Source organism: Paenibacillus sp. P3E (assembly GCF_001909045.1).
GTDB lineage: Bacteria > Bacillota > Bacilli > Paenibacillales > Paenibacillaceae > Paenibacillus_AQ > Paenibacillus_AQ helianthi.
Window position 1 is genome coordinate 55724 of record NZ_LVWH01000162.1, and the last position, 25110, is coordinate 80833.

Here is a 25110-nt window from a genome sequence, read left to right on the forward strand (position 1 = left end):
CAAAAGTAATCACGCCAAAAGGAGCTGAACTACGATGGGTAATGAATTTAATAAGACTGAAGCCGACTTTGTATATGAGCGTTATAGTAAAATGGGCGGAGCTTCATCCGAGCAGGATATCCCGCTTGAGGAACCCCCGGTCCACGAGAAGCCTGTCGATTGGGATGGTGTGGTAGATGACGGCTCCGATCCCGTCTTGGAGGGTGATCCTATTCTTGCTGCCGATATCGACCTCAATGCTCCTGAACCCGCACTTGGACGCCGGGCAGACAGAGTCACCCGCATGACTTCTCCTCCGCCATCCGAGCGGGACGAGGTGCTGGAATCGGATGCCATATTTGCTGCTGAAGCTGCCGGACTGGCCGGCAATGCGATTGATTACGCCGATGATGAAGAGCTTATAGATGACGATGATGAAGAGCTTCCGCTTGAAGATATTCCCGATGCCGATGAGATTGAACCTGGAACAGCCATTGATCCGGTCTCCCCGCCAATCGATGTCATGCCGGGTACAGATGTTCTGAATGGCTCAAATGGTGAGGATGAATAACACCGTTATTTTTCGCATTGACTTTTTCACATGATGTCCTTAATATTGGTTGTAATTCAATACGGCGATGGAGTTCGCCATTAACCGTCTCTAGAGACTAATGACTCCTACCAGCAGTCCATTCGCTGGTAGGAGTCTGTTTGATTTTAGGGAACCATGTTGTGGCATCATTATTTATTGGGGGCTAGGAAGATGAGAGCAGTGTACGCACGGTGGCAGAAGCTTATAGAAAGGAGCAGTTATTGGGCCCTATGGGGTACTTTTATGAAATGGATTGTACTTGGCGGCGTTGTCGGTATGCTGTCCGGTACAGCCTCAGCCATTTTCCTGAAGAGCTTGGATGCAGTGACAGAAGTACGCTTGAATCACGCCTGGCTGCTGTATTTGCTCCCGCTGGGCGGAGCTTTGGTAAGCTATCTGTACATGCGGTACGGCAAAAACAGCGGTAAGGGGAATAATCTGATTCTTGAGCAGATTCAGCAAGGAAATGAGACGATTCCGCTGCGGATGGCTCCCCTGGTCCTGTTCGGAACACTCGTCACCCATCTATTCGGAGGTTCCGCGGGACGGGAAGGAACGGCTGTGCAAATGGGCGGAAGTCTGGCGGAAGCCTTCGGCAGGCTGATCCGCATCAATTCCCTTGACCGTCAAATTCTGCTTATGTGCGGAATCAGCGGCGGGTTCGGCTCCATTTTTGGAACACCCTTGGCTGGAACACTGTTTGGTCTGGAGGTCATCGCCATCGGTCTGATCAGCCATAAGGCACTGCTCCCCTGCTTCACAGCCAGCTTTGTCGGAGATATCGTGACTACCCGTCTATGGAACGTACATCACATCCATTATCAGGTAGATGCCTTTCCGGCGCTTTCCATGATTGTACTGCTCAAAGTCATCCTGGCCTCCGTTCTGTTCGGACTTGCCAGTATTGCATTCAGCGAGCTGACCCATTATCTGAAAAGAACCTTCACCCGATTAGTGAAGAATCCTATGTTCAAAAGCGCGCTCGGCGGGTTCATCATCATTGCCTTGGTCTATATTGCCGGCACCAGAGATTATCTGGGTCTCGGGATTCCTCTGATTCAGGATTCGTTTCAGACGGATGTTGCCCCCTTCGCCTTTCTATGGAAGCTAATTTTCACCTCATTTACCCTGGGAACCGGATTTCAGGGGGGAGAAGTGACTCCGCTCTTTGCCATAGGTGCCACGCTGGGGAACAGCTTAGCCGGGTTTCTTCATCTATATGCGCCTTTTCTGGCCTCGCTGGGATTCATTGCCGTCTTCTGCGGAGCGACCAATACACCGATCGCCTGTTTTCTAATGGGAATTGAACTGTTCGGCTCCGGTGGGGCAGTCTATATGTTCATCGCTTGCCTGGTAAGCTACCTGTTCTCCGGACATTCAGGCATCTATACGTCCCAGCAGATTGGAATATCCAAAAGTGAGTGGGTCCGCATTCCTGAAGGTACCACACTGGGAACCGTCAAGCAGCTGCGCCAGGCAAATAAAAACGGCTACGATGGTCCTTAAAAAGGATAGCATCAAAAACACCGTCCGCTGAAGAGTTGCCTTCAGGCAGACGTCTGTCAACAGCTTCTGTTATTAATTGTCCAGTATCACCATTTGTCCGGTGCCGTGGTGGGTGGCTGCGACTTTCGCCTCCAGCTTGCGGGTCTTGACCAGCACTGCCGCCATGAGGAGCATCACACCGTTAATAACAAATATCCAGCGGATTGGAAGAAACGCACCCAGCAGTCCGCCGATAATCGGTCCGGCCATGGTTGCCAGCTGGGTGGCTGCCTGATTCAGACCGAAGGCCCGGCCGCGGAAGCCAGGGTCTATCACCTGCACAATCATCGCGTTCACCGAAGGTAGCACACCGGCATAGAACAAGCCGTAAGCAAATCGCAGGATGGCAAACTCTACATAGCCCGATACAAAATACTGCAGAATATTGCCGATACCTCCGCCGACCAGGCCGATGAACAGAATGAATCCAAAGCCCTTGCGGCTGCCGATACGCCCCCACTGCGGAGCCATAATTACTGTGGCAATCCCTACAGCAGAGAAGACGATGCCGGAGCTTAGGGTGGCGCTGTTCCTTGAAACCCCCATGTCGAGCAGATAGATCGGCAGCAGCGGTTCCAGGATCATCACGGAGAAGGTCGCCAGCCCTGCCAGCAGCAGCAGCGTCATAAACGCGGGATTCGCCCGCGCCTCCCGGATATCATCACGTACATGCGATCTTGGTGCCGACCGGTCATAATTCTCTTCCTTTGCAAAAAAGGTGGCGATCAGCGCCGATACCAGCACAATCACTGCCGAGAACAGAAATGCGCTGCGGTTGCTGGAATAATAGCTGACTACGCCGCCGATCAGCGGGCCAATAATGCTTCCGGTAGCCCCCGCTGTAGACATAATACTGAGCGCATAACCTGTCTTGTCTTCCGGGGTATTGGTGGCGACCATCGCAATGGCTGCCGGAACAAAACCCGCCAAAAGTCCCTGAAAAATACGCACGATAATAAACACATATGGATCATGCACGAAAAAATTGATCAAATACAGCGCCGCCAGGCTGAAGCCCGACCGGATCAGCATCGGCTTGCGCCCGTATTTGTCGGCGAGCGACCCCCAGTAAGGTGAGATCAGCGCACTGGCGAGAAAGGTAATGCCAAAGCTGAACCCTGACCAGATTTCCAAATGATTCGTAACACCCAGCTGGTCGCTCAGAAAGATCGAGAGGAACGGAATCGAGATCGAATATGCTGTACTGCAAAAAAACACCCCTACCCAAAGCACGATCAGGTTCCGCTTCCATGAAAAACGCATGCTGCACACGTCCCTTCTGAGTATTCTTGGAAGCATCATCCTTTCATTGTAACTCTCATACAGGGATGTGCCAACCAATACCGTCCCTTCATTTTGCAAGGAGCAGGACAAACGGGGTATGATAGGGTAGATGAACTACGATAATTATAGATCAAAGGAGCGATTAAGAACGTGAAGCGTACAAGAAGAAATCCCGTCATCCTGCTGCTGATGATGAGCCTCCTGCTGGTGATTGCCACTGGCTGCGGTAACAAGCCCGGGAATAACAACAGTTCAGCCAATAGCGGAAACAGCAGCAGTGCAGCGGGTAATACATCGGGCAATGCAGCGAGTCCTGCTCCTCAAGAGAGCGCTGCGGCACCGACTGAAGGTGTGCCTGTGGCAACCGCCAGCCATCCGGTAGTCACGATAGAGATGGATAACGGCGGCATCATTAAGGCCGAACTGTACCCTGAGGTCGCTCCTAATACCGTCAATAACTTCATCTCTTTGATTCAAAAAGGCTTCTATGACGGAACAATCTTCCACCGCGTCATTCCAGGCTTCATGATTCAGGGCGGAGATCCGGATGGCACGGGCACGGGCGGACCAGGCTACGGCATCCCAGGTGAATTCACAGCGAACGGCTTCACCAACAATCTGGCGCACACGCAGGGCGTACTGTCGATGGCAAGAAGCGAGGATATGAACTCCGGCGGCTCCCAGTTCTTCATTATGGCTGCTGCGTATCCAAGCCTGGACGGCCAATATGCTGCTTTCGGGAAGGTTACCGAAGGCCAGGATGTAGTAGATGCCATCGTGAATTTGCCCCGTGACAGCTCAGACCGTCCGGAACAACCGCCGGTCATGAAGAAGGTCACCGTGGATACGCTAGGCGTAACTTATCCGGAACCGCAAAAGGTACAGTAGGCTTTTTCCAGGCTACATCTACTCATGAATCTCCGGCACATATGCAAAAAGCCTCTTTTCCCATCCCGGAAAAGAGGCTTTTTACTATATCCGCAGCTGTTATCTTCTGCTGAGCACATGGTGACTGTCACGCAGGAATGTGCTGCGGCTGTTCCGCAGCAGGTTGATGCGCTCTTGAGCCAGATGATCTGCCGCCGCATAAGCAGGTATTCCACTGGTAGAGGAGATTTCCAGCACCCGCGAAATACTGTCATAGATTTTGGCAATCTGCTTGAAGGCGCGTTCCTTATTGTATCCGTTCAGTTCATCAGCCACATTGATTACACCGCCCGCATTAATGACGTAGTCAGGAGCGTATACGATTCCCATCTCATGTAAGGTGTCTCCATGACGCGGTTCTTTCAGCTGATTGTTGGCAGCACCGGCGACAACCTTCGCCTGAAGAAGCGGAATCGAGTCATCATTGATCGTCGCGCCGAGGGCGCAGGGCGCATAAATATCACTTTTGACAGAGATGATGTCTGCAGGATCAACCGCTCTGGCCCCATAGGCCTCTACCGCCCGCTTCACCGCTTCTTTGTTAATATCGGTTACAATCAGCTGTGCACCTTCCTCATGCAAATACTTGCACAGTGTGAAGGATACATTGCCGACACCTTGCACTGCAACGGTCTTCCCTTCCAGAGAATCGCTGCCAAAAGCCGCCTTCGCCGCTGCCTTCATCCCTTGGTATACGCCAAAAGCCGTAGCCGGGGACGGATTGCCGGAAGAACCATAGGTTGCCGAAATCCCGGTCACATAATCCGTTTCCTGATGGATGATATCCATGTCCGCTTCCGTGGTGCCCACATCTTCGGCTGTAATGTAGCGGCCGTTCAAACCTTGTATGTATCTGCCGAAGGCACGGAACATCGCCTCGTTTTTGTCTTTTTTGGGGTCCCCGATGATTACCGTCTTGCCGCCGCCCAGATTGAGCCCGGCTACAGCATTCTTGTAAGTCATTCCTTTGGACAGCCGGAGCGCATCTACAATCGCGTCCTCCTCCGAAGCATAGGTCCACATTCTTGTTCCACCCAGTGCGGGACCCAGTGTTGTGTCATGAATGGCGATAATGGCTTTAAGTCCCGATGCCTTGTCCTGACAAAACAACAGTTCCTCGTAGTCGTCCCGCTCCATTGCTGCAAACAATTCCATTGGTCTCATTACTCCTATCTCTACTTTTTTCATGTTATGTTTCATAACAAAGCTAGTACTTTTAGAGAATATTGTCAATGTGTTTTATCCTTTTCATCCCATGAAAATAAACTTATTTCCAGTATTGATCCGGACGATATTCGATTTCCGACTGCACAGTGATCTTCAGACATCTGGAAGAGCTATCATAGTTCACTGGATTATCCCCGACATAATACCAATGTTTGATGGCAGGGCCAGCTTCCGGTTCTTCGAAACGGAAAACATTCAGTTCGCTCTTCAGCTCCACAACCGCTTGTCCTTTCTCGGCAGATACCCCACACAGAGTGATCAGGGTCAGACCTCCCTGTTGGTCAAAGGTGTAGGACACTCCTTCTGTGCTGTTGACCAGCATACGTCCGGTTACAGAATGTTTTATTAGAACTCTCTCCTGTTCCATCGCTGTTCCCTCCTTGTGCGAATATACAAATATTAGGGCAGATCAATCAGCATGACAAAAGCATCTTCACTCGCGACAAGACTCAGCCCGCTAACCTCTTCGATCCGAGCAGAATCTCCGGAATGACGAAGCACATTTCCGCCCAGCTCAATCTGCCCCTCTATTAAGTAAACATATATCCGCCGTCCGGGATTTTGCTGATGTTTCAGCTGCTCTCCGGCTTTCACCCGGCCCAGATAGATCGTCATATCCTGAGCGATCCCCACAACCTCTTCTGTACTCACAGCCGCTACTACAGGCAGCAGTTTTCCCTCAAGCTTCGCGGGATCAAAACGGCCAGTACCGTAGGAAGGTGCTGTACCCCGGGTACGCGGCATGAACCATAACTGGAGCAGCCTTACCGGTTCCGACTCCGAGGGATTATGCTCGGTATGGATAGCCCCCGTACCTGCCGACATCCGCTGGATGCCGCCAAAAGTTGTCTCAACCACATTGCCGAGGTTGTCCTCATGCCGGAGCGTGCCGGACAGCACAATGGAGACAATCTCCATATCGCTGTGCGGGTGAGCACCAAAGCCTCTTCCCGGAGCGATGATATCATCATTGCAGACGCGCATGGGCCCAAAAGCCGTGTTGGCAGGATCATAATAATCACCGAACGAAAAGCTGTGCATCCCTTTCAGCCAGCCATGGTCAAAATGATGGGCGGATTCCGCCGGGTATACTCGTATCATGTGATCCCCTCCTGAGATAATTCATGGATCAATCCAGCTAATCCTAGTGTAGCAGAAAGCGCCGGAAACCAGAAATGAACAGCAGCCCACAAGATTCCGACCAACAAAAAAGGCATCGTCCTCGATCAAGGAAGATACCTGATCTCCAAAAGAACCGGCCTCACCATCCCCATAGGGACAGCGAAACCGGGGTTTAGAGCGTCTTGCAGTAAAACTGAGATATCCGTAAATAAGAGGATGTCCGTCCGGCTTATGCCTGGAAGCCGTTCCAGTAAGCAATCTCTTCCAGCGGCAAGCGGCCTGTTGGCCGTCCTTCCACTGAAGCCTTGCCAAGCGCAATCAGCATCACCGGAATATAACGGTCAGAGATCTGGAACAACTCTTTGAGACCCGCAGGGTCAAAACCACCCATCGGCACCGTGTCATAGCCTCTGGCTCTGGCTGCAAGCATCAGCTGCATGGATACCAGCCCGCCGTCTACCAGGGCTATGTCCTCCAGCTTTTCCTTCGGCAGGCTGGAATAGCCTTCACGGCTGCGTTTGGCCATAGCGGCAGCAACATCCTCCGGCATAAGCCCGTTAGCACTGGCATGACCATAGATTGCTTCCGCGTTGCTGTAAGCTTCCGTATCTCCAAGTACAGCGATCACCGCCGAAGCCTCCGTTACTTGCGCCTGATTGAACGCGACAGGCAGTAACTTCCCCTTAATTTCCTGATCAGTAATGACGATGAACCGCCATGGCTGAAGATTGGAGGAAGATGGAGCCAGGGTAGCCTCTGCAAGAAGCTCCTTGATCTCCTCATCTGAAATCTTCCAGGAAGGATCATACTTCCGCACCGAACGCCGTTCCCGAATCACCTTGCTGAATTCCTGTTCTACTTTCAGTTCTGCTGCCATAACTTATTCCTCCTCTTCCTATCCCTGTTTTATTGTCATGCGTTTAACTGTGATTTAATAAGCACAGTATAATTCATAAAAAAGCACCCTGTCAACATTCCGTTCGGCGCACAAGATCTGCCAGGGTATACTTCTGCAGAACAGCTACTGCACTCTGATCCATCTCTTCCAGAATGTCTCCGCATGCGCCTTTCATCTGCCGCCCAAAAGCGTTCTCGCACATCGTCTCATTCACAGTATTGCTGCGCACCCCGCAGGCCTCCATGGCGCTGTATATTTCAGCCAGCGTCAGGTCTTCCGGGGAACGGTTCAGCATGTAGCCGCCATCCCGCCCTTCACGGGTCACCAGAATGTGTTCCTTGGTCAGCTTGGCCAGAGCTTTTCTCAGAACGGTGGGTTCGGACGACAAATGCCCGGCAATTTCACAGCTGGAACAGGTATTGCCCTCTTTACGGGCCATAATCACAAGTGCCTGCAGAACCAGACCAAACGATTTATATTGAAGAGCTCCGCTGTTTCGTGTTCTAGTCATATTCCTCCGCTCCTTTACACTTCGATGTAAGCTTAAGTATAGAGTCTGCGGGTCCTTTTGGCAAAAGGATTCACCTTCTGCTGTAATTATGCTGTCCGCTAAACCATGGAAATCTGCATTTTAGAAACGATTACCTTTCTCATTAAACATATAGGAGTATTCCACGGAGTTGAACCAGAAGCTTCCCTTCTTTTCGGAAATAAGTTGCTGAGATAGCCTATATATACAAAAACCGGCTGCGGGCCTCCCATAAAGAAGGCACACAGCCGGGCTGTGTCATAACTCTATCCAATGAATTGCTGAATAACTCCGCTTACCGGGCCTGTCTGTTACAGCTTGGCAATGGTTTCAGTCAGAACTGGAACGATCTGTGATTTACGGGAAACGATACCCTTCAGAACAGCTTTGTTGTCGTCCAGCTTCACATTGTAAGCCTGCTCAACCGCACCTGCCACACGGCCCAGGGCCAAACCTACGGAATCATTGTTCAGGATATCTGTAACTACGAACAGGAAAAGATCCAGGCCTTTGTCATCAATGATTGCAGTCAAGGCTGCTTCCAGTTCAGCTTGTTTGGAGAGCACATCGTTCACATCTACAGCGTTTACCTGGGCAATCTCCACTTTGTATTCACCCATTTTGAATTCCTTGGCATCCAGGGAGATCAGTTGGGCGATACTCTTGTCGCTTAGATCGGCACCCGCCTTGAGCATGGCAAGACCGTAGCTGTCAGCGTCAACACCGGCGATGGCCGCCAGCTCGCGCGCAGCCGCCACATCCTGCTCGGTGCAGGTAGGCGATTTGAACAGCAGGGAGTCGGAAATGATGGCGGACAGCATCAGACCGGCGATATCCTTTGGAACAGCTACTCCGTTTTCTTTGTACAGCTTGTTAAGGATCGTTGCTGTGCAGCCTACGGGTTCAGCACGGTAGTACAGCGGATGAGCCGTTTCAAAATTAGCGATCCGGTGGTGGTCAATAACCTCGACCACACGGACCTGATCGATATCATTCGCACTTTGCTGGCGTTCGTTATGGTCAACCAGAATGACCTGTTTAGCTTCGCTTGCTACATTCTCAACCAGGCGCGGAGCCTGCACGCCGAAGTGGTCCAGCGCATACTGAGTTTCGCCGCTGACTTCGCCGAGACGAACCGGCTCAGCATCCCAGCCCAGTTCCTTCTTCAATGCCGCATAAGCGATAGCCGAACAGATAGTATCCGTATCCGGATTTTTGTGTCCAAAAATCAAAGTTTTTTCCATTTCCAATCTCCTTACTATGTTTTTTGTGAGAATAATATACCATACATTGATAGCTGCCCGCCAGATTGCGGACAAGAACCTGAAATTCATTACCTATTTGACTAAGCCAAGGAGGCACATCTGGTGCGCAGTCAATCCGGAACAGCCCGCTTGGTCTTGGGCAGCGGCTCGGGCACCTCTAAACCATCCAATGGTTCATTGTCCGAGAAGAGATCCGGATTGCTGCGCAGCATACGGCTTAGAATATCCGTTGTTGCCACTGTCCCGCAGATCATCACAGGCGCATCTCCAAAACGGCCTCTGCGCAGTGCTCCGCCTTGCTCAAGCACCCGCTCTACCTTCCAGAAATGCTGCGACCAGGAGAGTCCGCAGTGCCTCCGCGAAGGGACTGGAAGCTTTTCCCCGCCGGGTGTCACCGTGTACAGTTGCTCATGCTCATCCGTCATTCTGCCGGGAATATCGAGCCATTCTTCAATTCCGTGGATGAAGGTATTCCGCCGCAAATCTACACCAAGCAGCATAATGTCCGCCTGGCGGTCCAGAAGTTTGCCATAGACGGAACCGCGGGCACAAGGCGTATCCCAGCGCTCATCACCGGCGGTGAATGCAGCCGCATCCTTACCCAGTGCTGCTACAGAATGGGTCGGATGCCACGAACGGATAACGTCCGCCCGTTTCCGGAAGAGCTCCGGCAGGATGCCGATACACGAAGGGGACTCCTGGACGGAGAATCGCGGATTATCCGCATCGATATAAGACCAGGTATGCGTTGGGAGAACCAATAGGCCTTGTTTCATATAGGCAGAGAGCGCATCCAGTACTGTGTCTGCACCTCCCTGGACTTCCCCGATACTCTTCAGCGAAGAATGGACGAGGAGTGTCCCCTGCGGATCAATCCCCATTCCTTTCAGCTGCTCCATCAAGCTAATTTGTGTATGTATCATATCGCTCTCCTTTGCAGATAAGAAGAGAAGGGTTAACTGTCCCTGAAAGAGGCAGCTTCCTTAATCTCCAAGTATAGAAGGATCGTTTATAGTTGAAACCCTGCAGATCCTTGTATTTCAAGGTAATGAAATTCTTACTTGCCAATTATTCATTTTACTATTAAAATGTAAGTAACTTAATAATAATTATATACTTTACATCACATTCATAATAAACCCTGTTATCAGTACTTCAATCCATGCCTTTGAGGAGGAACTATCATGAGTTTAACATTAAAAGGTCTTCACCATGTATCGGCCCTAACCGCCAGAGCCCCGGAAAACTTCAAATTCTATACCGAGGTACTTGGACTGCGCCTGATCAAAAAAACAGTCAACCAGGATGACGTCTCCGTCTACCATCTGTTCTACGGGGACGAAGTAGGCAATCCCGGTACGGAAGTCACCTTCTTCGAGATTCCGAACGCAGGGCGCAACCGTGACGGTAATAACAGTATTTCCGCACTGTCGCTCCGGGTGCCGGACGATAAGTCACTTGAGTATTGGACCCAGCGGTTCGAGCAGTTCCAGGTGGAGCATGACGAGATCACAGATCGCGGAGGACGCCAAACGCTATCCTTCCGGGATCACGAGGGGCAGCGCCTGATTCTTGTATCGGATGAGCATAATCAGGGTGTTGCAGGCGGCAAGCCTTGGGCTAAAAGTCCGGTTCCGGCGGCTTACGGCATCCTCGGTCTGGGTCCGGTCCATTTGACCGTTGAGACGGCAGAGTCTTCCGCAAAAGTACTTGTGGATCTGCTCGGGTTCCGCCGTAAAGGCAGCTATCCTTCCCCGGTTGTCGGGCAGCCGGATGTCATTGTATTCGAGACCGGCGAAGGCGGCTCCGGCTCGGAGATCCATCTGGAAGAACGCAAAGATCTGCCTCAGGAACGGCTCGGACGCGGCGGTGTTCATCACGTGGCCTTCCGCGTAGACAACGCCGACGAGCTGAAGCAATGGATCGAGCGGATCGGCAGCTACCAGCTCCCGAACTCGGGTTTCGTGGACCGTTTTTATTTCCGCTCCCTGTACTTCCGTGAGCCGAGCGGTATCCTGTTCGAGCTGGCAACAGACGGCCCGGGCTTTGCCACGGATGAGGATATTGAGCATCTGGGCGAGTCCCTGGCCCTGCCGCCTTTCCTCGAAGCGAAGCGCGAGCAGATTGAAGCGCACCTGAAGCCGCTGGATACTCGGCAGCAAGCTTAATCCAGTGATTCGGCCGGATGCACGGCAGCAGGCATAATCCAGTGATTGGGCTGGAACCTGCACAGCTTACAAGGCGGCTGCACTCCGCTGCGGTTCTGGAAGACCAACTCAGCAAGGGAATTACTGCTGAACAGCTGCGACCTTTTGAAGGCGCAGCTGTTTTTTGTAAACAATAGGGATAATCAGCTCTCCGAGAAAGTGATGGTGAAGATATTGAAGCCCGGACGCGCAGTTGAAGCTTTGGCGGTGATGGACAGCGGGCTAGTCCCGCCCAGTCTGCCTGAGATTTTGACTGTAGTGGCGCTTACGGTCTGGGAAGCATTCTCCAGCCGTTTGATCCGCACATATTCACTGTACACAAAACCCATCGTTTCCAACGTCTCCTGCGTGGAGTAGGTAAAAGCCACCTTCTTCACCCCATCGGCGTCCGTATCCAGTGTAGTCGCAATCAGGGCATCCTCCGGAATCGGAAAATCCTTCGGCAGGTTCACCGGCCGCACTGTGCTCTCCACCGGGGGGGTTGTTGTCCCAGCGCCTGTTCCCGTGGCTCCTCCAGTCTCGGCGCCGCTGCCAATTCTCACTTTATAGTTCGCGGCATCATAAGTTATCGGTACTTTCAGGGCATCGGCGACTGAACGGACCGGCAAATACGTAATACCTTCGTAGGTGATCGGTGTTAAGGTTTTACCATTGCCATCTTTCAGCCAATAAGGGGTGCCATCCACCACCACACCAATACTGTGATTCAGATAGGCCTTGATCTGCTCCAGCTTGGCTCCTGCATAGACACCTGCCGATCCGGTGATTGTCATGCCTGCAGCGACAGCGGCAATTAGCCACTTTTTGTTCAAGTTGATCCTCTCCCATTAGAATTAAATAATAGAGTATGAGTATTGTATCTTAATATATTTAACACCTGGGAAAGTTTTCAATCTCAGGGCCATATAGCCGGACTATCGGATAATCTCCAAAAGCCCGGACAGCTCCCGGATCTCATAGGTTGGATGAATGCCCGGAGCGCCTTCTTTGCCCAGCGGGTTGAACCAGCAAGTGTCGATGCCATAGCCCATTCCACCCTGAATATCCGAGGTCAACGAATCACCGACAATCAGCACTTTGCTCCGGTCAGAGATCCCCAGCTTGTCAAAAGCATAATCAAAAATCCCCGCTTCCGGCTTCTGATAGCCTGTCTCTTCGGAAATAATGATCTGCTCAAAGGTATCACTTAGCGGCGAGCCCTGAATTCTGGACAGCTGTACATCCTTGATCCCATTGGTGATAACCGCAAGTCTGTATCCGCTCAGTTCCTGACACAGCTCCACCGCCCCCTCAATCAGGTACGTCCCTTCACCCAGAAACTTTAAATAGGCTTCACTGAATGCTTCAGGACTCAGTTCGAGCTTATGCGCAGCAAACAGCCGGTTGAACCGTTCAACCCGCAGCACAGCAGACGTGGTCCGTCCTTGCTCCAGATCTTTCCACAGTGCCCTATTAATTTCTTGGTAGCTTGCAGCATAATCCTCGGCGCCCGTAGGCAAGCCAAAATGGACAAAAGCATTGTACAGCGCCTTGCTCTCAGCCATTCCATAGTCAAACAGGGTATCATCGGCATCAAATAAAATGACCTCGTATTTCATATTCCCATATTCCCTCCTATTTCGAGTCTCGTCGACAAGCACCTGCCATCTGCGATATAATTCAGAGAGGCTCTTTCAAAAAATGTAACGGCGGTGATTGTCATTTTTTACGTTCTAGCGTTTCTGGTGTCCTTCTGCATCGTCTATTTGCTTATTCCTCCGCTTGGCAGGCTTGCTTTCCGGCTCGATTTTGTGGACAAACCCCGGCAGGACGTCGAGCGAAAAATACATAGGGAGCCCATTCCGCTGACAGCCAGCTATGCGATATTCATCGGATTTTTCATTACATACCTGCTGTTTACCCGTGATCTCTCGCTGGGTACACTCGCCCTGTTCATTGGCGGTGTGCTCCTGCTGACCATAGGCACCATCGATGACTGGTACAAAACCAAGGGCAAGGACTTCCCGGCGCTGCCGAAGTTCATTGTTCAGATCGCGGCTGCGATTCTGGTCTTTCTGTCGGGCAATGCGTTCACCGGATTCTTCAATCCCTTCTCCGGGGATTATATCTCGCTGCCGGTAATCCTGCAATTTGTGCTTACCATTCTCTGGATCTTCGGCGTGACGACTGTGATTAATTTTTCGGACGGTATGGACGGTCTGGCAGGAGGGCTGACGGCCATTTCCGCAGTAACTTTATTTGTGGTCGCTTTGGCCAAAGGGCAATCCGCCTCAGCCATGATGGCCATCACTCTCGTGGGTGTCACCATTGCCTATCTGCGGTACAACAAGGCCCCGGCCAAAATTTTCATGGGTGATGCAGGCGCCACCTTTCTCGGCTATATCCTGGCTGTAATTGCACTGGATGGTGCATTCAAGCAGGCAACGGTCTTGTCGCTGTTCATCCCGATTCTCGCACTGGGCGTGCCGATCTTCGACAATTTATTTGTCGTCATCAAACGGTTCGTGCAAGGCAAGTCGATTTATCAAGCCGATGCAACCCAGGTTCATTACCGTCTGCTCAAAGCCGGATTGAACCAGAAGCAGGTTGTTGCCGTCCTTTATCTGGCCAGCGTCTGCCTGTCGCTCTCCTCAATCATTCTGCTGCTGATCCAGACCTGACGCAGACTGGGATAGGGGTAAGGGCACAGTAATACAGCAAAACACCCTTGAACATCAAGGGTGTTTTGCGTTGAGTGCAGGTCTGCCGAATGAGCGCTACGAGTAGCAAAAGCGGCGACCTATGTAGTGCAAACACTACTTTTTAACGGATCGCTATACTCCATGAAACTTTGCTTATACAGCTACAGCCCCGTATCCGGCCAGTGGGGCGGAATCAAGTATTTTCCTGAATATACTCATACAGCCTGTGGTAAATAGCCACGATCTCCGGCATCGGCATTCGTACCAAGCCGCTGGACGAAGGAGCCACGAATTCCCTCACGCCATCTACGATCGGGGGCTGCTCCTCCTGAAACCCCCAGTCCGCCTTTGCTCTGCGGGTGAATTCCGTATAGACCCCCTTGCCTACAAAACAGGCGATCTCCGGGCGGTAGCGGGTAAGCTTGTCCCGGAGAATCTGACGTCCCTCCGCATATTCCCCACGGGTAATGTCCTCCGCTCCACGTGTCGGGCGGGCAACGATGTTGGTGAAGCCCAAGCCTAGCCGGAGCAGTTCTCCGTCCTCCGAGGCATCATAGAGGCGGGGCGTCAGGCCGGAGTGTTCGAGAATGCGCCAGAAATGATTGCGCGGATTGGCGTAATGATGCCCCAGCTCTCCGGAACGGAGACTGGGATTGAAGCCGATAAATACAATCTGCAAGCCGTGATCGAGGTGATCCGGCACTTCATCCATGGGACATCCCTCCTGTAAGCTGGAAGCTGGCGGTACCCGGCTACTCTTCTTCCCGTAAGGCAATACAAGCAGGTGGAACCGGCTCCGCCAGCCATACCTCATTACCCGCATAATAGAAGGTTACTCCCAAATGCACAGCCCTAACCGTATCCACGCTCAGCAGAACCAGCCTGCCTCTGCGGCTCCCGGCCAAGCTGGCAAAATGGAGCCCCTCTGACAAGTGTACATACTGCCTCCCCATCGGCTTCAGCCCTTCTTTCAGGATCGCGGACAATGCAGATTGATTAGTGCCATGATACAGCATAGGAGGCGGGGTTCCCGGCTCATATGTAAGCTTGGCATGACTGTGCCCATACCGCGCTTTTATACGCTCACCTTCAATGGCAAAGCGCTGCTTCTCGCTGTTTCGGACAACCTGACAGATGTCCTCTACAGTGATGCCGGCCCATTTCGGGGCGGCATGGATGACACACAGCAGATCCCCCAGCAGGCAGGAGCCGTCCTCAGGATCAAGGACCAGCCCATACGCTGACGGGGTATGCCGGAGCATCTTGGTCATAAATTTGCTGAGTGAAACCTCTGCATCTGGGTTCAACATTTGTTACACCTCATTTGGTCTTTGGTCTAACTTCACTGTTCTATGCTTAGAGCCGCGGGTCCACCGGATCGGATTCGAGTGAAAGGGCGGCAAGCACACATTCATGCACACGCTCCAGCGGCTCCTTGCGGATGAAGCGTTCCACAGATTCTACGCTCAGAGCGCATTCCATTAGGGCGTGGCGCTCTTTTTTGCTGGTTTTGCGCAGCTTGAGCCGGGACAGATTGTCCGGCTGCAGATAATCGATGCCATAGATAATGTGCAGGTATTTGCGGCCCCTGACCTTGATGGCAGGCTGAATGATCGATCTGCCGTTGCGGGCAATGAAGGTCTCCGGCTTGATCACGATGCCTTCATGTCCATCCTCTGTCAGCTCCTCCCACCAGCGGATGACGTCTGCTTCGTCTGCTTCACTGGTGATCGTCCGGTATTCTGTCTCCATAAAGAGCGGTGACAACCCGGCAAGCTCGCGGCTATGCTCCATGTGCCAGATATGGCTATGGTCAAAAAAGCTCTGCCCGCTGTGCGCCAGCGTATGGAACGGGGCAATCCGGACGCCGGCAAGGCCGTTTGTATCCCAGCAGTACTGCTGAAAAGCTTCGCGGAATACACGGGCGTTCTTCAGCTTACCCTCCATCTCCTGCACCCAGCCCGACACATCACGTCCGGCAATCTCAGCTTCGCGCAGCTTCTCCAGAACATGCTCGCGGTCCATGGCAGCAGCTTCGGCGACATGGGCATACTGGGTGGCGATCAGCTCACGCGCCTTCAGATTCCAAGGGATAATTTCGGCATCGAGCAGCAGCAGGTCCGTATTATGGCAGGCCCAGTAATCTGCTTGGTGCAAATCTGCATTCAGCCGGGACAGTACTACCGCTTCGGTATCCTTGTCAAAGAAGGCCCTGCCGGTACGGGTGTAAATCGTACCGAGTACTTCACTTCCCACATAAGGCACAGCAGCGGCTTCATCCCGGAACAGCAGCAGAACTGCGCGGCTGCCCATGTGTTTTTTCTCGGCAACCATTGTCCCCACGCCCTGCGAGCGGAAGTAGGCGATCGCTTCACGCGGGTGCTCCAGGTAAGCTTCATCGGCAGACACTGCCGGTGACGGACTCATCGTTGGCGGAATGTAGATGAGTTCCTCCATAGGAACAGTAAAATGTGATACCGTGTCTATTGCGGCTTTTACAAATTCACCGCGCACAGAAATTTCGCCATAAGCCTCTGTCATGACAGAATAACCTTCCACAAGCTTGCGCAGATTAGGGGGTGAGAATCTCCCGCGTTCCCAGCGGATCAGGGGACTGTCCGGGTCCTGCGCATAATCCCTATATGCCTTGACGCCGACAAACTGCTGCTCAGGGTAGCGGTAGGCCGTTAAAGAGCCTCCAAATACCGCACCTTGATCAATGTTGACCGTATCTTTCACCACTGCCGGGTATGGCCTTGGGTCATGTCCCCAGATAATTAGCTCTCCCGACTTGTGCTCTACATACCACTCCTTGCGGACAGGGGCGCCTGAAGCATCCATGCCGTCAGTATCTCCATAGCGGCAGAAATCCTGTATCCGCCTGGACTGCTTGCCGATATATTCATCCCGGATTCCGGCATGGGCAACCACTACACGACGTACACCCTCATGGCACAAGACCAGATGGCTCGGTGCAGACAGCAGAAATTGCTTCAGCTCTTCCCTCAGCATATCGGCTGCTTTTTCACCGGATTCACTTGCTAGCTGCGCAAGCTCCACCGCAACATTCTCATCACCATGGCTCAGGGTTACATTACGACCGCTGAGGTAGCGGGCAATCTTCCAGCCATGGTTGCTGTCGATCATGCGGGCGATTCCGGCATCGCAGTGCCTTTTCCAGAATCTCATCGTATCCAGCGATTTCGGCCCCCGGCTCATCACATCCCCTACGGAAATCAGCATCCTGCCATCAGGATGCCGGTAGAGTCCGGCATCATCCGGTACATAGCCCAGCTGTCCCAGCAGCTCCATCATTTCGTCATAACAGCCGTGAATATCTCCGATCACATCGATCCCATTGCCAATTTCAGCGACCAGCGGGTTCGTTTTGCGGGTAAACTGCACAGTTTCCGTTTCTTTGAGCATATAAGTGAAGTCGAAGCCTTCATCACGCAATCCCCGGAGTGAACGTTTGAACTGGACGAACTGCTGCTTCACACGCTGTCTGCCGCGCGGCTGGTCCCGATCTCGGTCCCGCTCAAGCAGCGTCTGCTCCGGAAGATCCAAAATCCAGGCGGCGCAAGGGATATCATAGGCTGCTGCCAAATCGATATATTTCCTGCGGTATTCGGGCTGCAGATGTGTCGCATCCACCACTGTCAGCTTGCCCAGGCGGGAGCGCATGGACACAACAGTATTCATCGCCTCAAAAGCCAGCTTCGACAGCAGCTGGTAATCATTGTAGAGGATATCCGCCTCCTCCCGGGAGCGTCCTTTCCAGTCGATATATTCAACATCACCTACAAGTGTCCGGTATTCATCGGAAGAGACGATCTCCGTCTGCAGTAGCACGCCTTCTTGCACAAGTCTGCGGAGCAGAGTAGTTTTGCCGCTGTTTGAAGGCCCGACGAGCACAACAATGCCTCCATGCGGGAACGGAATCACCCGCTGCCCTTCTTGTCTGTCCGTCATTACAACGCTTCCCCCTTCGTAAATATGGCCATCTGCGTCGGGTAACCATAATTCGGATCGAACTCGCCTATACCCTTTAGTTCTGCAGAATAATTATAGATCGGGGTCCAGCGGGAACACCAAGCGGCAAAAGCCTCTCGGCTCCACTCAAAGCGGTGATCCCCATGGCGCATCTCCTCCTGATCCATCTCATACACTGCGTTGTATTCCTTGTTCGGTGTAGTAATAATCAATGTACCGGGGGCATATTCGTGAAAAATCGTATCCATCACCCGGCCAAGCCGGTATTCATCGATATGCTCGATGACCTCGCAGAGAATCATCACATCCTTGCCCCGCAGCGATTCATCGTAATAAAAAAGTGATCCTGTCACCGGCTCAGGCACAGTAACACCGGACTTACCTTCCATCTTGGCGAAGCGGTCCATCGCCCGCAGCTGCGCTGAGGCAGAGGGCTCCACCGCCTTGATCTCATGCACCCCAGGCACACTTCCCAGCCTCGCCGAGAGCTTCCCTTCACCGGAACCGAAATCAACGATTCTGCGCCTGGATACAAGGCCCTCGACGATCTCTGCGATCGCAGCATAACGCAGATCATTCAGTCTGACTTTGGGCGCTTCTGCGGTTTCCATAGAGGGGTCTGATCCCAGGGCAACCGGGAATCCGGCGCCCGCTGTCCCCGCGGCTAAGGCTATGTTCGGCGTACGATTCTCTATCTGCTTGTCATCCCTGGTCATCCATCCTTCATACTGCTTGATCGCGCCGGCAAAGCGCAGAGTGCGCTTCAGAATCAGCCCGCGCTGCGGGTGATCCTCCAGCCACCCCTCTCCGTAGCGCCTGATTTTGTCTACCTCATCATCACTGATATAGTAATGCTTGTAGTCATCCAGCGCAGGGATCAGCACGAACAGCTGCCGGAGCGCTGTTTGCAGCGTCTGCATGCCTTTCAGCCGGATATACCGGACAGAGCTTCGGCTCTTCAGATCAAAGGCATAATCGGCATCGCCCCGTTCCAGCAGCACCTCATAGCCAAGAGCGGTGAACAGCTCCGTAAGCGTCCGGTCCGGTAAATTGGATGCTACAGGGCCTAAGGCCAGCTCCAGATTCAGCTTCCGTCCCACCCACGGCACATAAGCTTCCTTCGTCTTGCCGTTCAGTGCAGTACCCAGCGCGGAACGGATGTAAGTACAGAACAGGCTGCTCACCACAAATTCACGATCATTAATATACTGTGTAATATCATTGTGCGCCGAAGAATCGCCTTTTACCAGCTCAACCGGGTCCGGCGTGACATAAATGACTGCCTCGGCTTCCTCCTCGGAAGAGGCGGTAAAGACGATTCGCACGCGCGAATCTTTTTCCATCCGTTCATACAGGTTACTGGGGTTCTTGGCCAGCAGGTGGGACAGCATGCCCGCACCCGCACCCGTTGCTCTGATTGTTAAATGCATAGCGCCCATCTCTCCTTCTACGTTACTCGATTTTCTCTCTAAGGGATCCAGCGGCTTTCTCCGCCCCACACCTCAAGCAGTGCGGAACGGAACAGTTCGTCCAGCACGTGGTCCTCTACCCCGTTTCCTGGTCCAAACCGAGCCGCCGCTTCTTCAAAATGGCTGATCTGCTGCTCCAGATACTTGTTAATACACTCAAGCCGAGGCTCCAGGTTCAGTTCATCGCCTGACATTTTGCGGACCAGCAGCCTATCGACCGTTTCTCTCAGCTCCGTTCCTTCCGGAATCAGGTCTTTTACCAGCACTGTGAACTCCAGAGGGGGCACCTCCTGATACTTCTCAATCCAGGCACATGCCAGCATTGGCCGGAGAACGTAAAAATACTTCTTGATCTTAACCTCGCTGCCCTGAAGGTAAGTCCGGTAATTCCCGCGGGCCATATTCAGATAATGGTAAATGCAGGATTTGGGCGAAAATCCAAGCGGCGACAAGCGGCGGATTCTGTCTGCTACGGTATAGTTCTCTTCATAACGAATCGGGGATTGCAGCCACTCCAGGAGCGGCGGGTTGGATTTGCGGAAAAGGGTCAGCCCTTTCTTCAGATCCCATCCGTTAATATCCAGCAAGTCACTGATTGGACGCTCAATGACATCCCGCTGCCCGAAGATCGAGAGATAAGCTTCCGGGCGGCGCAGGTAAAGGAACCGCACATCATAGTCGCTGTCTTTGGAGGGGAAGCCCCAGGCCCTGCTGCCGGACTCACAAGCGTACAGGATACGGACATCCTCCTCGGATTCGATGGCGTGAAGCTCGCGGATAATGGATTGATGAATTTCAGACATGATGTATCTCCTCCAATCTTTTTCAAGATAAAAAGTCGAAAAAGGCCATGGACTCCATCGTCCATGGCCATGCTTTCGCCTCATGCATATTCAGGCAAATTACTTCCCGTGAACAAGATCACTTGCTGCTGCCGGAAATGAATCAACCGCTGCTAGGGCCAGCCTGCCGAACGAGGCGGACAGATAAATGGGAAGCAAATGGATAAGATTCGGGTACGATAGTTTTCCTTGTTCATTCATCTGTCCTGACCTCCTAAAAGTTTGGTTAGCATTACTTCGTAAGCATACGCTTAGCGATGTGGGCATCATAATATTTCCAAAAGCATAATCCACGGTTCCAGGTTCTGTCAACCCAGTTCTAGGGAATAAGTGCTTTAAGGCCTGGCGCTAAGTCTTCTTCATGCAGCGAAGCATAATCTATGAATCCGCCTTTATAGACCAGCTTTACCATATAATCGCCATTCTTGCCTGTAAAATTGCGCTGGCGGCTCAGAATATCGTTAATCTCTGTCGCACCCTTAACGATAACAGCACGGTTCTCACTGCGTGCCAGCTTCACATGTTGTTCAGCGTCAAACCTAGTCTCTTCAGGGAGCTTGCCGGCATAATCATCTTGGATCAGTTCAGCGGAGATGACATCTTGTGCTGTAGAACGGACCTTATCCGCATATCCCTTCTGAACGAGCCAGTTCCCCAGCTCATGAAAGGAAGGCTTCCAATCGAAGGCATAATAAAAACCATACCCTCTATGGTTGGGCTTGCTGTTCATCTGCGTAGTAGCGATCGGCTTCTGGTCGCCAGTCTGATCTTCATAGCTCATGTTCAAAATTTCCTGCTTCAATAGCCCGGTAAATTCCTTAACCTCCTGTGGATCAGAGATGGTAACAGCTTTATTGGTATAAATGGAGCCAAGGCGGATGCTCTCTATGTCCTCATCCAGTTGATATAGCATATATTCATTCTGTTTGAAGCCCTTGCTTTCCATAACCGACTTCATCTCCGGTTCAAATCCCTCACCCGGAATCCAGTACTGCCGCACCAGCTTGCGCCCGTTGTCCAGTTGATAGGCAAGAGTGAACATTCTGGCTCCAGGGGAATCGTGTATCACTGAGTCCTGATTCGTTGGCCGCATCGTTACGAGGGCATGGTGAAGTCTGCGGACCGCTTCAACGTACTGTTTATCGGTAGTGTAGAAATCCGGCTTAGCCAAAGGAGGATCTTGATTCACGCCGGATGAATCTACGCTTGCTCTGAAACTGTATACCCGCGGATAGGAATCGTCATTGTAAATCTGGTAATTACTTCCTGCATACACCCCCGTGATATGTTCCGCCGCGGGCACCCGGCTCTCATATCCGGTTAATCCGGATACCGGAATGTAGAGCAGCAAACCCAGCAGAATACCATACACTGCAAACTCCATTGGCACTTTACGCGTTAGGATCTGCCAGGTTTTACGGATAATCATCTCAGAAGCAATATAGCCCAGTATAGCCCCAGTAATATAACCGCAGATCATCCAGCCCAGCTGATGAGGTTTCACAGAGGTAAAATAAGTCCCCGAGAGAAGCATGGCGCAGAGCATGACACCCGCTTTGAATAGTGGATTGAAGTAGGTGAAGGCAATGGCCTGCCCTGTCTTCTCCCCGTGGCGATTTCGATACAGCACAAAGGATAAGGCGATGAATACAACCGACAGTGCCGCGTAAATGCATAGCTCTGCTACGCTAAAGATGTCATTTGTATAAGTGATAAGACGCAGCAGCGGTGACCAGATATACAGACTGTCGCTGGACCCGGACCATTGCGGGTAGCCATACAGATACGTATCCAAATGGAAATTGACCAGCTGAAACAATGCTGCCGGAAGAATGAGCAGAATATAAGTGATTATTCCCTGGAGCACTGTTTGCCCTGTGCATATGCCAACAAAAGTGCTGAACACAAAAAGGAACAGGGTAAGAATACTGACGATCAGGCACCAATTCCAAATATCTGCACCAGAATAGATGTACATATTGCCGCCCAGCGGAGTTACGATGGCGGTAACCGCTGCGGTTAGCCAGACTGGAAGCAGCAGAAGAACGAGTCCGCTCGCCATATGGGCAGTAAGCAGATGCTCCCGCCGCAGCGGAAGGCTATGCCACAGATCGGAGGCCATTTTGGACTGCAGGTAGCGGAACACGAACAAGCCTGCAGCTACAGGAAGAACGACGATGAACAGCCCCTGAATATCTCCTGCTACGCGGAACAGATTATCCACCTTCTGGGGCTGTGTACCTGAATTACCGCTCATGAACAGCTGCAACGGGAGTGAAAATAACAGGCCCAGGGTATATATGATTCCGATCCAGCCGTGCTGGCGCACATTCTGGCGGATTACACCGCTGTTAAAGAAGTATCGGCTGTGCGTCATACCCGGCATCCCCCATTTCATAAATAAAGATTTCCTCCAGCGTCAAGGGAAGCAGATCGAACACATACGGCTCATAGACATGAAAAGCTTGCGAAATCCGCTCCCGGTCGCCTTTTACGATATAGAGATTCACGCTGCCCCGCTGCTCTTGATGGAGAATTTGCAGCTTGGCCGCCAGTGCCGCCGCATGACGCTCATCCCGGAAAGCCACTTGAATCTTGTGCGTGTCCGCCTTCAGGTCATCGAGATCCTTCTCAACCAGCATCCGGCCGCCGTGCATAATGCCGACATGATCGCACAAATCCTCAATCTCCCGCAGATTATGTGAAGAGATCAGCACAGTGAGCTCCCGCTCAGCGACTTCCTGAAACAGCAGATTTTTGATCTGCCGGCGCATCACCGGGTCCAGCCCGTCAATCGGCTCATCCATGATGAGCACATCAGGTGTACAGCTTAGCGCGAGCCAGAACGCCGCCTGGCGCTGCATCCCCTTCGAGAAGCGGCTTAGCTTGCGTGCCGTATCCAGCCGGAACACTGTCCCCAGCTCCTCAAAACGCTTGTCACTCCACCCCGGATAAATCGAGCGGTAGTAGGCCGCCATGCTGTTGACCGACGCCTGCGGGAAGAAGTAAGGGCTGTCCGGCATAAAGATTAGGCTTTGCTTCACCTCCGGGTTCTCAAACACCGGTTTGTTCCCAATGCGGACCGTTCCCTCGTCAGGCCGGTAGATGCCCGCAAGTGTCTTCAGCAGCGTGGTTTTTCCGGCACCATTGGAGCCCAGCAGTCCATAAATGGCTGCTTTATGTACAGTCAGCGACAGGCTGTCCACAGCCTTTTCACCTTGAAAGCTCTTGCTGACTCCGCGAATCTCGATCATGGGTTCTCCCCTCCCTCTCTTTGCTCCAGCACCTGGCGGTACAGCGCTCCTATCTCACTTTCGGTGAATCCCAGATAGACTGCTTCCGCCATCAGGCGCAGCAATTCCTCCCGAAGCTCCGCTCTTTTGCTCTCGTTCTGCCCTTGCTGCGAAGGGGTTATAAAGCTCCCTTTGCCCTGCAAAGAATAGATATAGCCTTCACGCTCCAGCTCCCGGTAGGCCTTTTGAATCGTGTTGGGGTTCACTGTAAGCTGTGAGGATAAGGTTCTTACGGACGGAAGCTGGTCATCTGCCCGCAGAATTCCGTGCATGATCATCTCTTTGACCTTATCGGTCAACTGCTCATAGATCGGCTTGCGGCTGCGGACGTCCAATTCGAACATGACAGTCCTCCTTTCGTATGCTGTCTTCTGGCAAGCATCTCAGTGTATTAACTGTACTACTATTATTAATACAGTCAGATAGGGATGTCAACACAAAGAAACGGCCAACAGGGCCGTTCAGAGTTCTACTATAGCTAAGCAGCAGAGCTTCACCACCCTCTTGGCTGCTGCTGGGTGATGCAGTGAATATTGCCGCCGCCGAGGGCGATTTCCCGCGTATTGATCTGCACTACCCTGCGGTCCTTGAATAAACCACGGAGTGTACGCAGTGCCTCTGCATCCCTCGGGTCGCCAAAAGCGGGAATGATCACACCGCCGTTGCAGATATAGAAATTTACATAGGTTGCTGCAAAAACAGTGCCTGCTCCCCGGTAGTAGCTGTGATGGGCCGTGTCAATCCGCCGCGCTTCTTCGTCCGTTATCATCAACCGGTCCGGGAGATGCAGCCGGTGAATCTCCAGTCTGCGGCCCCTGGCGTCCCTCTCCCGGCTCAACATTTCATAGGCCCTGCCCAGCACCGCATACTGCGGGTCATCCGGATCATCCGTCCAGCTCATCACTACTTCTCCAGGCTTCACAAAAGCCGCCACCTCATCAATATGACCATCTGTCTCGTCGCTATGCAGGCCCTGGGGCAGCCAGATGATTTTTGTAATATTCAGGTGATCCCTTAAAAGCTTCTCCATCTGCCGCTTCGTCAGATGCGGATTGCGGTTCTTGTGCAGCAGGCACTGACTGGTGGTCAGCAGTGTGCCTTCACCATCCACATGGACTGCACCGCCCTCCAAAATAAAATGCTGAAGATCATAGCGGTCCATACGCTCGATCTCCAGCACTTTTTGTTTCACCAGCATGTCGAGATCCCAGGGGAAATACAATCCCCCGTGAAGGCCGCCCCAGGCATTGAACCCCC

General features: G+C 52.4%; 26 protein-coding genes and 1 riboswitch. Of the genes, 5 read left to right on the forward strand and 21 right to left on the reverse strand.

Annotation, left to right across the window (positions count from 1 at the left end; translation table 11 throughout):
- The first annotated feature begins 34 nt into the window (after window positions 1–34).
- Both A3842_RS14310 and A3842_RS14315 read left to right on the forward strand, forming a co-directional pair.
- Window positions 35–550: a hypothetical protein gene (locus A3842_RS14310; protein WP_074101834.1), complete on the forward strand. Its 516-nt coding sequence runs from the start codon at window positions 35–37 to the stop codon at window positions 548–550.
- A gap of 54 nt (window positions 551–604) precedes the next feature.
- Window positions 605–667: riboswitch (Fluoride riboswitch) on the forward strand.
- A 75-nt stretch (window positions 668–742) separates the two neighbouring features.
- Window positions 743–2077 (forward strand): voltage-gated chloride channel family protein, encoded by a 1335-nt coding sequence (locus tag A3842_RS14315; protein ID WP_074101835.1) that lies wholly within the window; start codon window positions 743–745, stop codon window positions 2075–2077.
- Between the two features lie 72 nt (window positions 2078–2149).
- On the opposite strand, the gene A3842_RS14320 is transcribed toward A3842_RS14315, so the two are convergent.
- On the reverse strand, window positions 2150–3379 hold the full coding sequence (locus tag A3842_RS14320; protein ID WP_074101836.1) for an MFS transporter: 1230 nt from the start codon (window positions 3377–3379) through the stop codon (window positions 2150–2152).
- Window positions 3380–3589: 210 nt separating this feature from the next.
- On the opposite strand from A3842_RS14320, the gene A3842_RS14325 reads away from it, so the two are divergent.
- Window positions 3590–4288, forward strand: a complete 699-nt coding sequence (locus A3842_RS14325) for a peptidylprolyl isomerase (protein WP_074101855.1) — start codon at window positions 3590–3592, stop codon at window positions 4286–4288.
- 99 nt (window positions 4289–4387) lie between these two features.
- Here the strand turns inward: A3842_RS14325 and A3842_RS14330 are convergent, their stop codons facing one another.
- The 7 genes from A3842_RS14330 to A3842_RS14360 form a co-directional block, all read right to left on the reverse strand.
- Window positions 4388–5482, reverse strand: a complete 1095-nt coding sequence (locus tag A3842_RS14330) for a Glu/Leu/Phe/Val family dehydrogenase (RefSeq protein ID WP_074101837.1) — start codon at window positions 5480–5482, stop codon at window positions 4388–4390.
- A 112-nt stretch (window positions 5483–5594) separates the two neighbouring features.
- Window positions 5595–5921, reverse strand: coding sequence for a hypothetical protein (locus A3842_RS14335; protein WP_074101838.1), 327 nt, complete (start codon window positions 5919–5921; stop codon window positions 5595–5597).
- 32 nt (window positions 5922–5953) lie between these two features.
- Window positions 5954–6655, reverse strand: coding sequence for a pirin family protein (locus tag A3842_RS14340; protein WP_074101839.1), 702 nt, complete (start codon window positions 6653–6655; stop codon window positions 5954–5956).
- 250 nt (window positions 6656–6905) lie between these two features.
- Complete coding sequence (locus tag A3842_RS14345) at window positions 6906–7553, reverse strand: nitroreductase family protein (RefSeq protein ID WP_074101840.1); 648 nt, start codon at window positions 7551–7553, stop codon at window positions 6906–6908.
- 91 nt (window positions 7554–7644) lie between these two features.
- A complete protein-coding gene (locus tag A3842_RS14350) occupies window positions 7645–8085 on the reverse strand; it encodes an RrF2 family transcriptional regulator (protein WP_074083005.1) in 441 nt (146 codons plus the stop codon).
- A gap of 329 nt (window positions 8086–8414) precedes the next feature.
- Window positions 8415–9347, reverse strand: coding sequence for a manganese-dependent inorganic pyrophosphatase (locus A3842_RS14355; RefSeq protein WP_074101841.1), 933 nt, complete (start codon window positions 9345–9347; stop codon window positions 8415–8417).
- Between the two features lie 131 nt (window positions 9348–9478).
- Complete coding sequence (locus A3842_RS14360) at window positions 9479–10291, reverse strand: AAC(3) family N-acetyltransferase (RefSeq protein ID WP_074101842.1); 813 nt, start codon at window positions 10289–10291, stop codon at window positions 9479–9481.
- A gap of 261 nt (window positions 10292–10552) precedes the next feature.
- On the opposite strand from A3842_RS14360, the gene A3842_RS14365 reads away from it, so the two are divergent.
- A complete protein-coding gene (locus A3842_RS14365) occupies window positions 10553–11536 on the forward strand; it encodes a ring-cleaving dioxygenase (RefSeq protein ID WP_074101843.1) in 984 nt (327 codons plus the stop codon).
- On the opposite strand, the gene A3842_RS32530 is transcribed toward A3842_RS14365, so the two are convergent.
- From A3842_RS32530 to A3842_RS14375, 3 genes are all read right to left on the reverse strand, one after another.
- Window positions 11533–11709, reverse strand: coding sequence for a hypothetical protein (locus tag A3842_RS32530; RefSeq protein WP_178381869.1), 177 nt, complete (start codon window positions 11707–11709; stop codon window positions 11533–11535). The two genes, A3842_RS14365 and A3842_RS32530, sit on opposite strands and share 4 nt — an antisense overlap.
- A 9-nt stretch (window positions 11710–11718) precedes the next feature.
- On the reverse strand, window positions 11719–12387 hold the full coding sequence (locus A3842_RS32535) for a stalk domain-containing protein (protein WP_074101844.1): 669 nt from the start codon (window positions 12385–12387) through the stop codon (window positions 11719–11721).
- 102 nt (window positions 12388–12489) lie between these two features.
- Window positions 12490–13173, reverse strand: a complete 684-nt coding sequence (locus A3842_RS14375; protein WP_074082997.1) for a YjjG family noncanonical pyrimidine nucleotidase — start codon at window positions 13171–13173, stop codon at window positions 12490–12492.
- A gap of 102 nt (window positions 13174–13275) precedes the next feature.
- Here A3842_RS14375 and A3842_RS14380 point away from each other — a divergent pair, with 102 nt between their 5' ends.
- Window positions 13276–14235, forward strand: coding sequence for an MraY family glycosyltransferase (locus A3842_RS14380; RefSeq protein ID WP_371916002.1), 960 nt, complete (start codon window positions 13276–13278; stop codon window positions 14233–14235).
- Window positions 14236–14449: 214 nt separating this feature from the next.
- Here A3842_RS14380 and A3842_RS14385 read toward each other — a convergent pair whose 3' ends face one another.
- From A3842_RS14385 to A3842_RS14425, 10 genes are all read right to left on the reverse strand, one after another.
- Window positions 14450–14968 carry a mismatch-specific DNA-glycosylase gene (locus tag A3842_RS14385; protein WP_074082993.1) on the reverse strand — a complete coding sequence of 173 codons (519 nt, stop codon included), beginning with the start codon at window positions 14966–14968 and terminating at the stop codon, window positions 14450–14452.
- Between the two features lie 40 nt (window positions 14969–15008).
- Complete coding sequence (locus A3842_RS14390) at window positions 15009–15566, reverse strand: RNA 2'-phosphotransferase (protein WP_074101845.1); 558 nt, start codon at window positions 15564–15566, stop codon at window positions 15009–15011.
- Window positions 15567–15612: 46 nt separating this feature from the next.
- Window positions 15613–18228, reverse strand: coding sequence for a polynucleotide kinase-phosphatase (locus A3842_RS14395; protein WP_074101846.1), 2616 nt, complete (start codon window positions 18226–18228; stop codon window positions 15613–15615).
- Complete coding sequence (locus tag A3842_RS14400) at window positions 18228–19679, reverse strand: 3' terminal RNA ribose 2'-O-methyltransferase Hen1 (RefSeq protein WP_074101847.1); 1452 nt, start codon at window positions 19677–19679, stop codon at window positions 18228–18230. The genes A3842_RS14395 and A3842_RS14400 overlap by 1 nt, the downstream gene beginning before the upstream one ends.
- A gap of 38 nt (window positions 19680–19717) precedes the next feature.
- A complete protein-coding gene (locus tag A3842_RS14405) occupies window positions 19718–20521 on the reverse strand; it encodes a nucleotidyltransferase domain-containing protein (protein WP_074082990.1) in 804 nt (267 codons plus the stop codon).
- Window positions 20522–20620: 99 nt separating this feature from the next.
- On the reverse strand, window positions 20621–20761 hold the full coding sequence (locus tag A3842_RS32540) for a hypothetical protein (RefSeq protein WP_167374734.1): 141 nt from the start codon (window positions 20759–20761) through the stop codon (window positions 20621–20623).
- 118 nt (window positions 20762–20879) lie between these two features.
- Complete coding sequence (locus A3842_RS14410) at window positions 20880–22958, reverse strand: DUF6449 domain-containing protein (RefSeq protein ID WP_178382353.1); 2079 nt, start codon at window positions 22956–22958, stop codon at window positions 20880–20882.
- Window positions 22912–23814, reverse strand: a complete 903-nt coding sequence (locus A3842_RS14415; RefSeq protein WP_074101849.1) for an ABC transporter ATP-binding protein — start codon at window positions 23812–23814, stop codon at window positions 22912–22914. The genes A3842_RS14410 and A3842_RS14415 overlap by 47 nt, the downstream gene beginning before the upstream one ends.
- Window positions 23811–24197, reverse strand: coding sequence for a GntR family transcriptional regulator (locus A3842_RS14420; protein WP_074101850.1), 387 nt, complete (start codon window positions 24195–24197; stop codon window positions 23811–23813). The genes A3842_RS14415 and A3842_RS14420 overlap by 4 nt, the downstream gene beginning before the upstream one ends.
- A 149-nt stretch (window positions 24198–24346) precedes the next feature.
- Window positions 24347–25110, reverse strand: a 764-nt coding sequence (locus A3842_RS14425; RefSeq protein WP_083609588.1) for an agmatine deiminase family protein, incomplete at its 5' end; no start/stop codon positions are given.

Coding starts and splice junctions, on each gene's coding strand:
- A3842_RS32540 (WP_167374734.1), bottom strand. CDS start 20,761: ATGAATGAACAAGGAAAACTATCGTACCCGAATCTTATCCATTTGCTT.
- A3842_RS14400 (WP_074101847.1), bottom strand. CDS start 19,679: ATGCATTTAACAATCAGAGCAACGGGTGCGGGTGCGGGCATGCTGTCC.
- A3842_RS14365 (WP_074101843.1), top strand. CDS start 10,553: ATGAGTTTAACATTAAAAGGTCTTCACCATGTATCGGCCCTAACCGCC.
- A3842_RS14315 (WP_074101835.1), top strand. CDS start 743: ATGAGAGCAGTGTACGCACGGTGGCAGAAGCTTATAGAAAGGAGCAGT.
- A3842_RS14390 (WP_074101845.1), bottom strand. CDS start 15,566: ATGTTGAACCCAGATGCAGAGGTTTCACTCAGCAAATTTATGACCAAG.
- A3842_RS14420 (WP_074101850.1), bottom strand. CDS start 24,197: ATGTTCGAATTGGACGTCCGCAGCCGCAAGCCGATCTATGAGCAGTTG.
- A3842_RS14335 (WP_074101838.1), bottom strand. CDS start 5,921: ATGGAACAGGAGAGAGTTCTAATAAAACATTCTGTAACCGGACGTATG.
- A3842_RS14340 (WP_074101839.1), bottom strand. CDS start 6,655: ATGATACGAGTATACCCGGCGGAATCCGCCCATCATTTTGACCATGGC.
- A3842_RS14345 (WP_074101840.1), bottom strand. CDS start 7,553: ATGGCAGCAGAACTGAAAGTAGAACAGGAATTCAGCAAGGTGATTCGG.
- A3842_RS14320 (WP_074101836.1), bottom strand. CDS start 3,379: ATGCGTTTTTCATGGAAGCGGAACCTGATCGTGCTTTGGGTAGGGGTG.
- A3842_RS14375 (WP_074082997.1), bottom strand. CDS start 13,173: ATGAAATACGAGGTCATTTTATTTGATGCCGATGATACCCTGTTTGAC.
- A3842_RS14310 (WP_074101834.1), top strand. CDS start 35: ATGGGTAATGAATTTAATAAGACTGAAGCCGACTTTGTATATGAGCGT.
- A3842_RS14415 (WP_074101849.1), bottom strand. CDS start 23,814: ATGATCGAGATTCGCGGAGTCAGCAAGAGCTTTCAAGGTGAAAAGGCT.
- A3842_RS14350 (WP_074083005.1), bottom strand. CDS start 8,085: ATGACTAGAACACGAAACAGCGGAGCTCTTCAATATAAATCGTTTGGT.
- A3842_RS14330 (WP_074101837.1), bottom strand. CDS start 5,482: ATGGAATTGTTTGCAGCAATGGAGCGGGACGACTACGAGGAACTGTTG.
- A3842_RS14325 (WP_074101855.1), top strand. CDS start 3,590: ATGATGAGCCTCCTGCTGGTGATTGCCACTGGCTGCGGTAACAAGCCC.
- A3842_RS14360 (WP_074101842.1), bottom strand. CDS start 10,291: ATGATACATACACAAATTAGCTTGATGGAGCAGCTGAAAGGAATGGGG.
- A3842_RS14405 (WP_074082990.1), bottom strand. CDS start 20,521: ATGTCTGAAATTCATCAATCCATTATCCGCGAGCTTCACGCCATCGAA.
- A3842_RS14355 (WP_074101841.1), bottom strand. CDS start 9,347: ATGGAAAAAACTTTGATTTTTGGACACAAAAATCCGGATACGGATACT.
- A3842_RS14385 (WP_074082993.1), bottom strand. CDS start 14,968: ATGGATGAAGTGCCGGATCACCTCGATCACGGCTTGCAGATTGTATTT.
- A3842_RS14410 (WP_178382353.1), bottom strand. CDS start 22,958: ATGAAATGGGGGATGCCGGGTATGACGCACAGCCGATACTTCTTTAAC.
- A3842_RS14395 (WP_074101846.1), bottom strand. CDS start 18,228: ATGACGGACAGACAAGAAGGGCAGCGGGTGATTCCGTTCCCGCATGGA.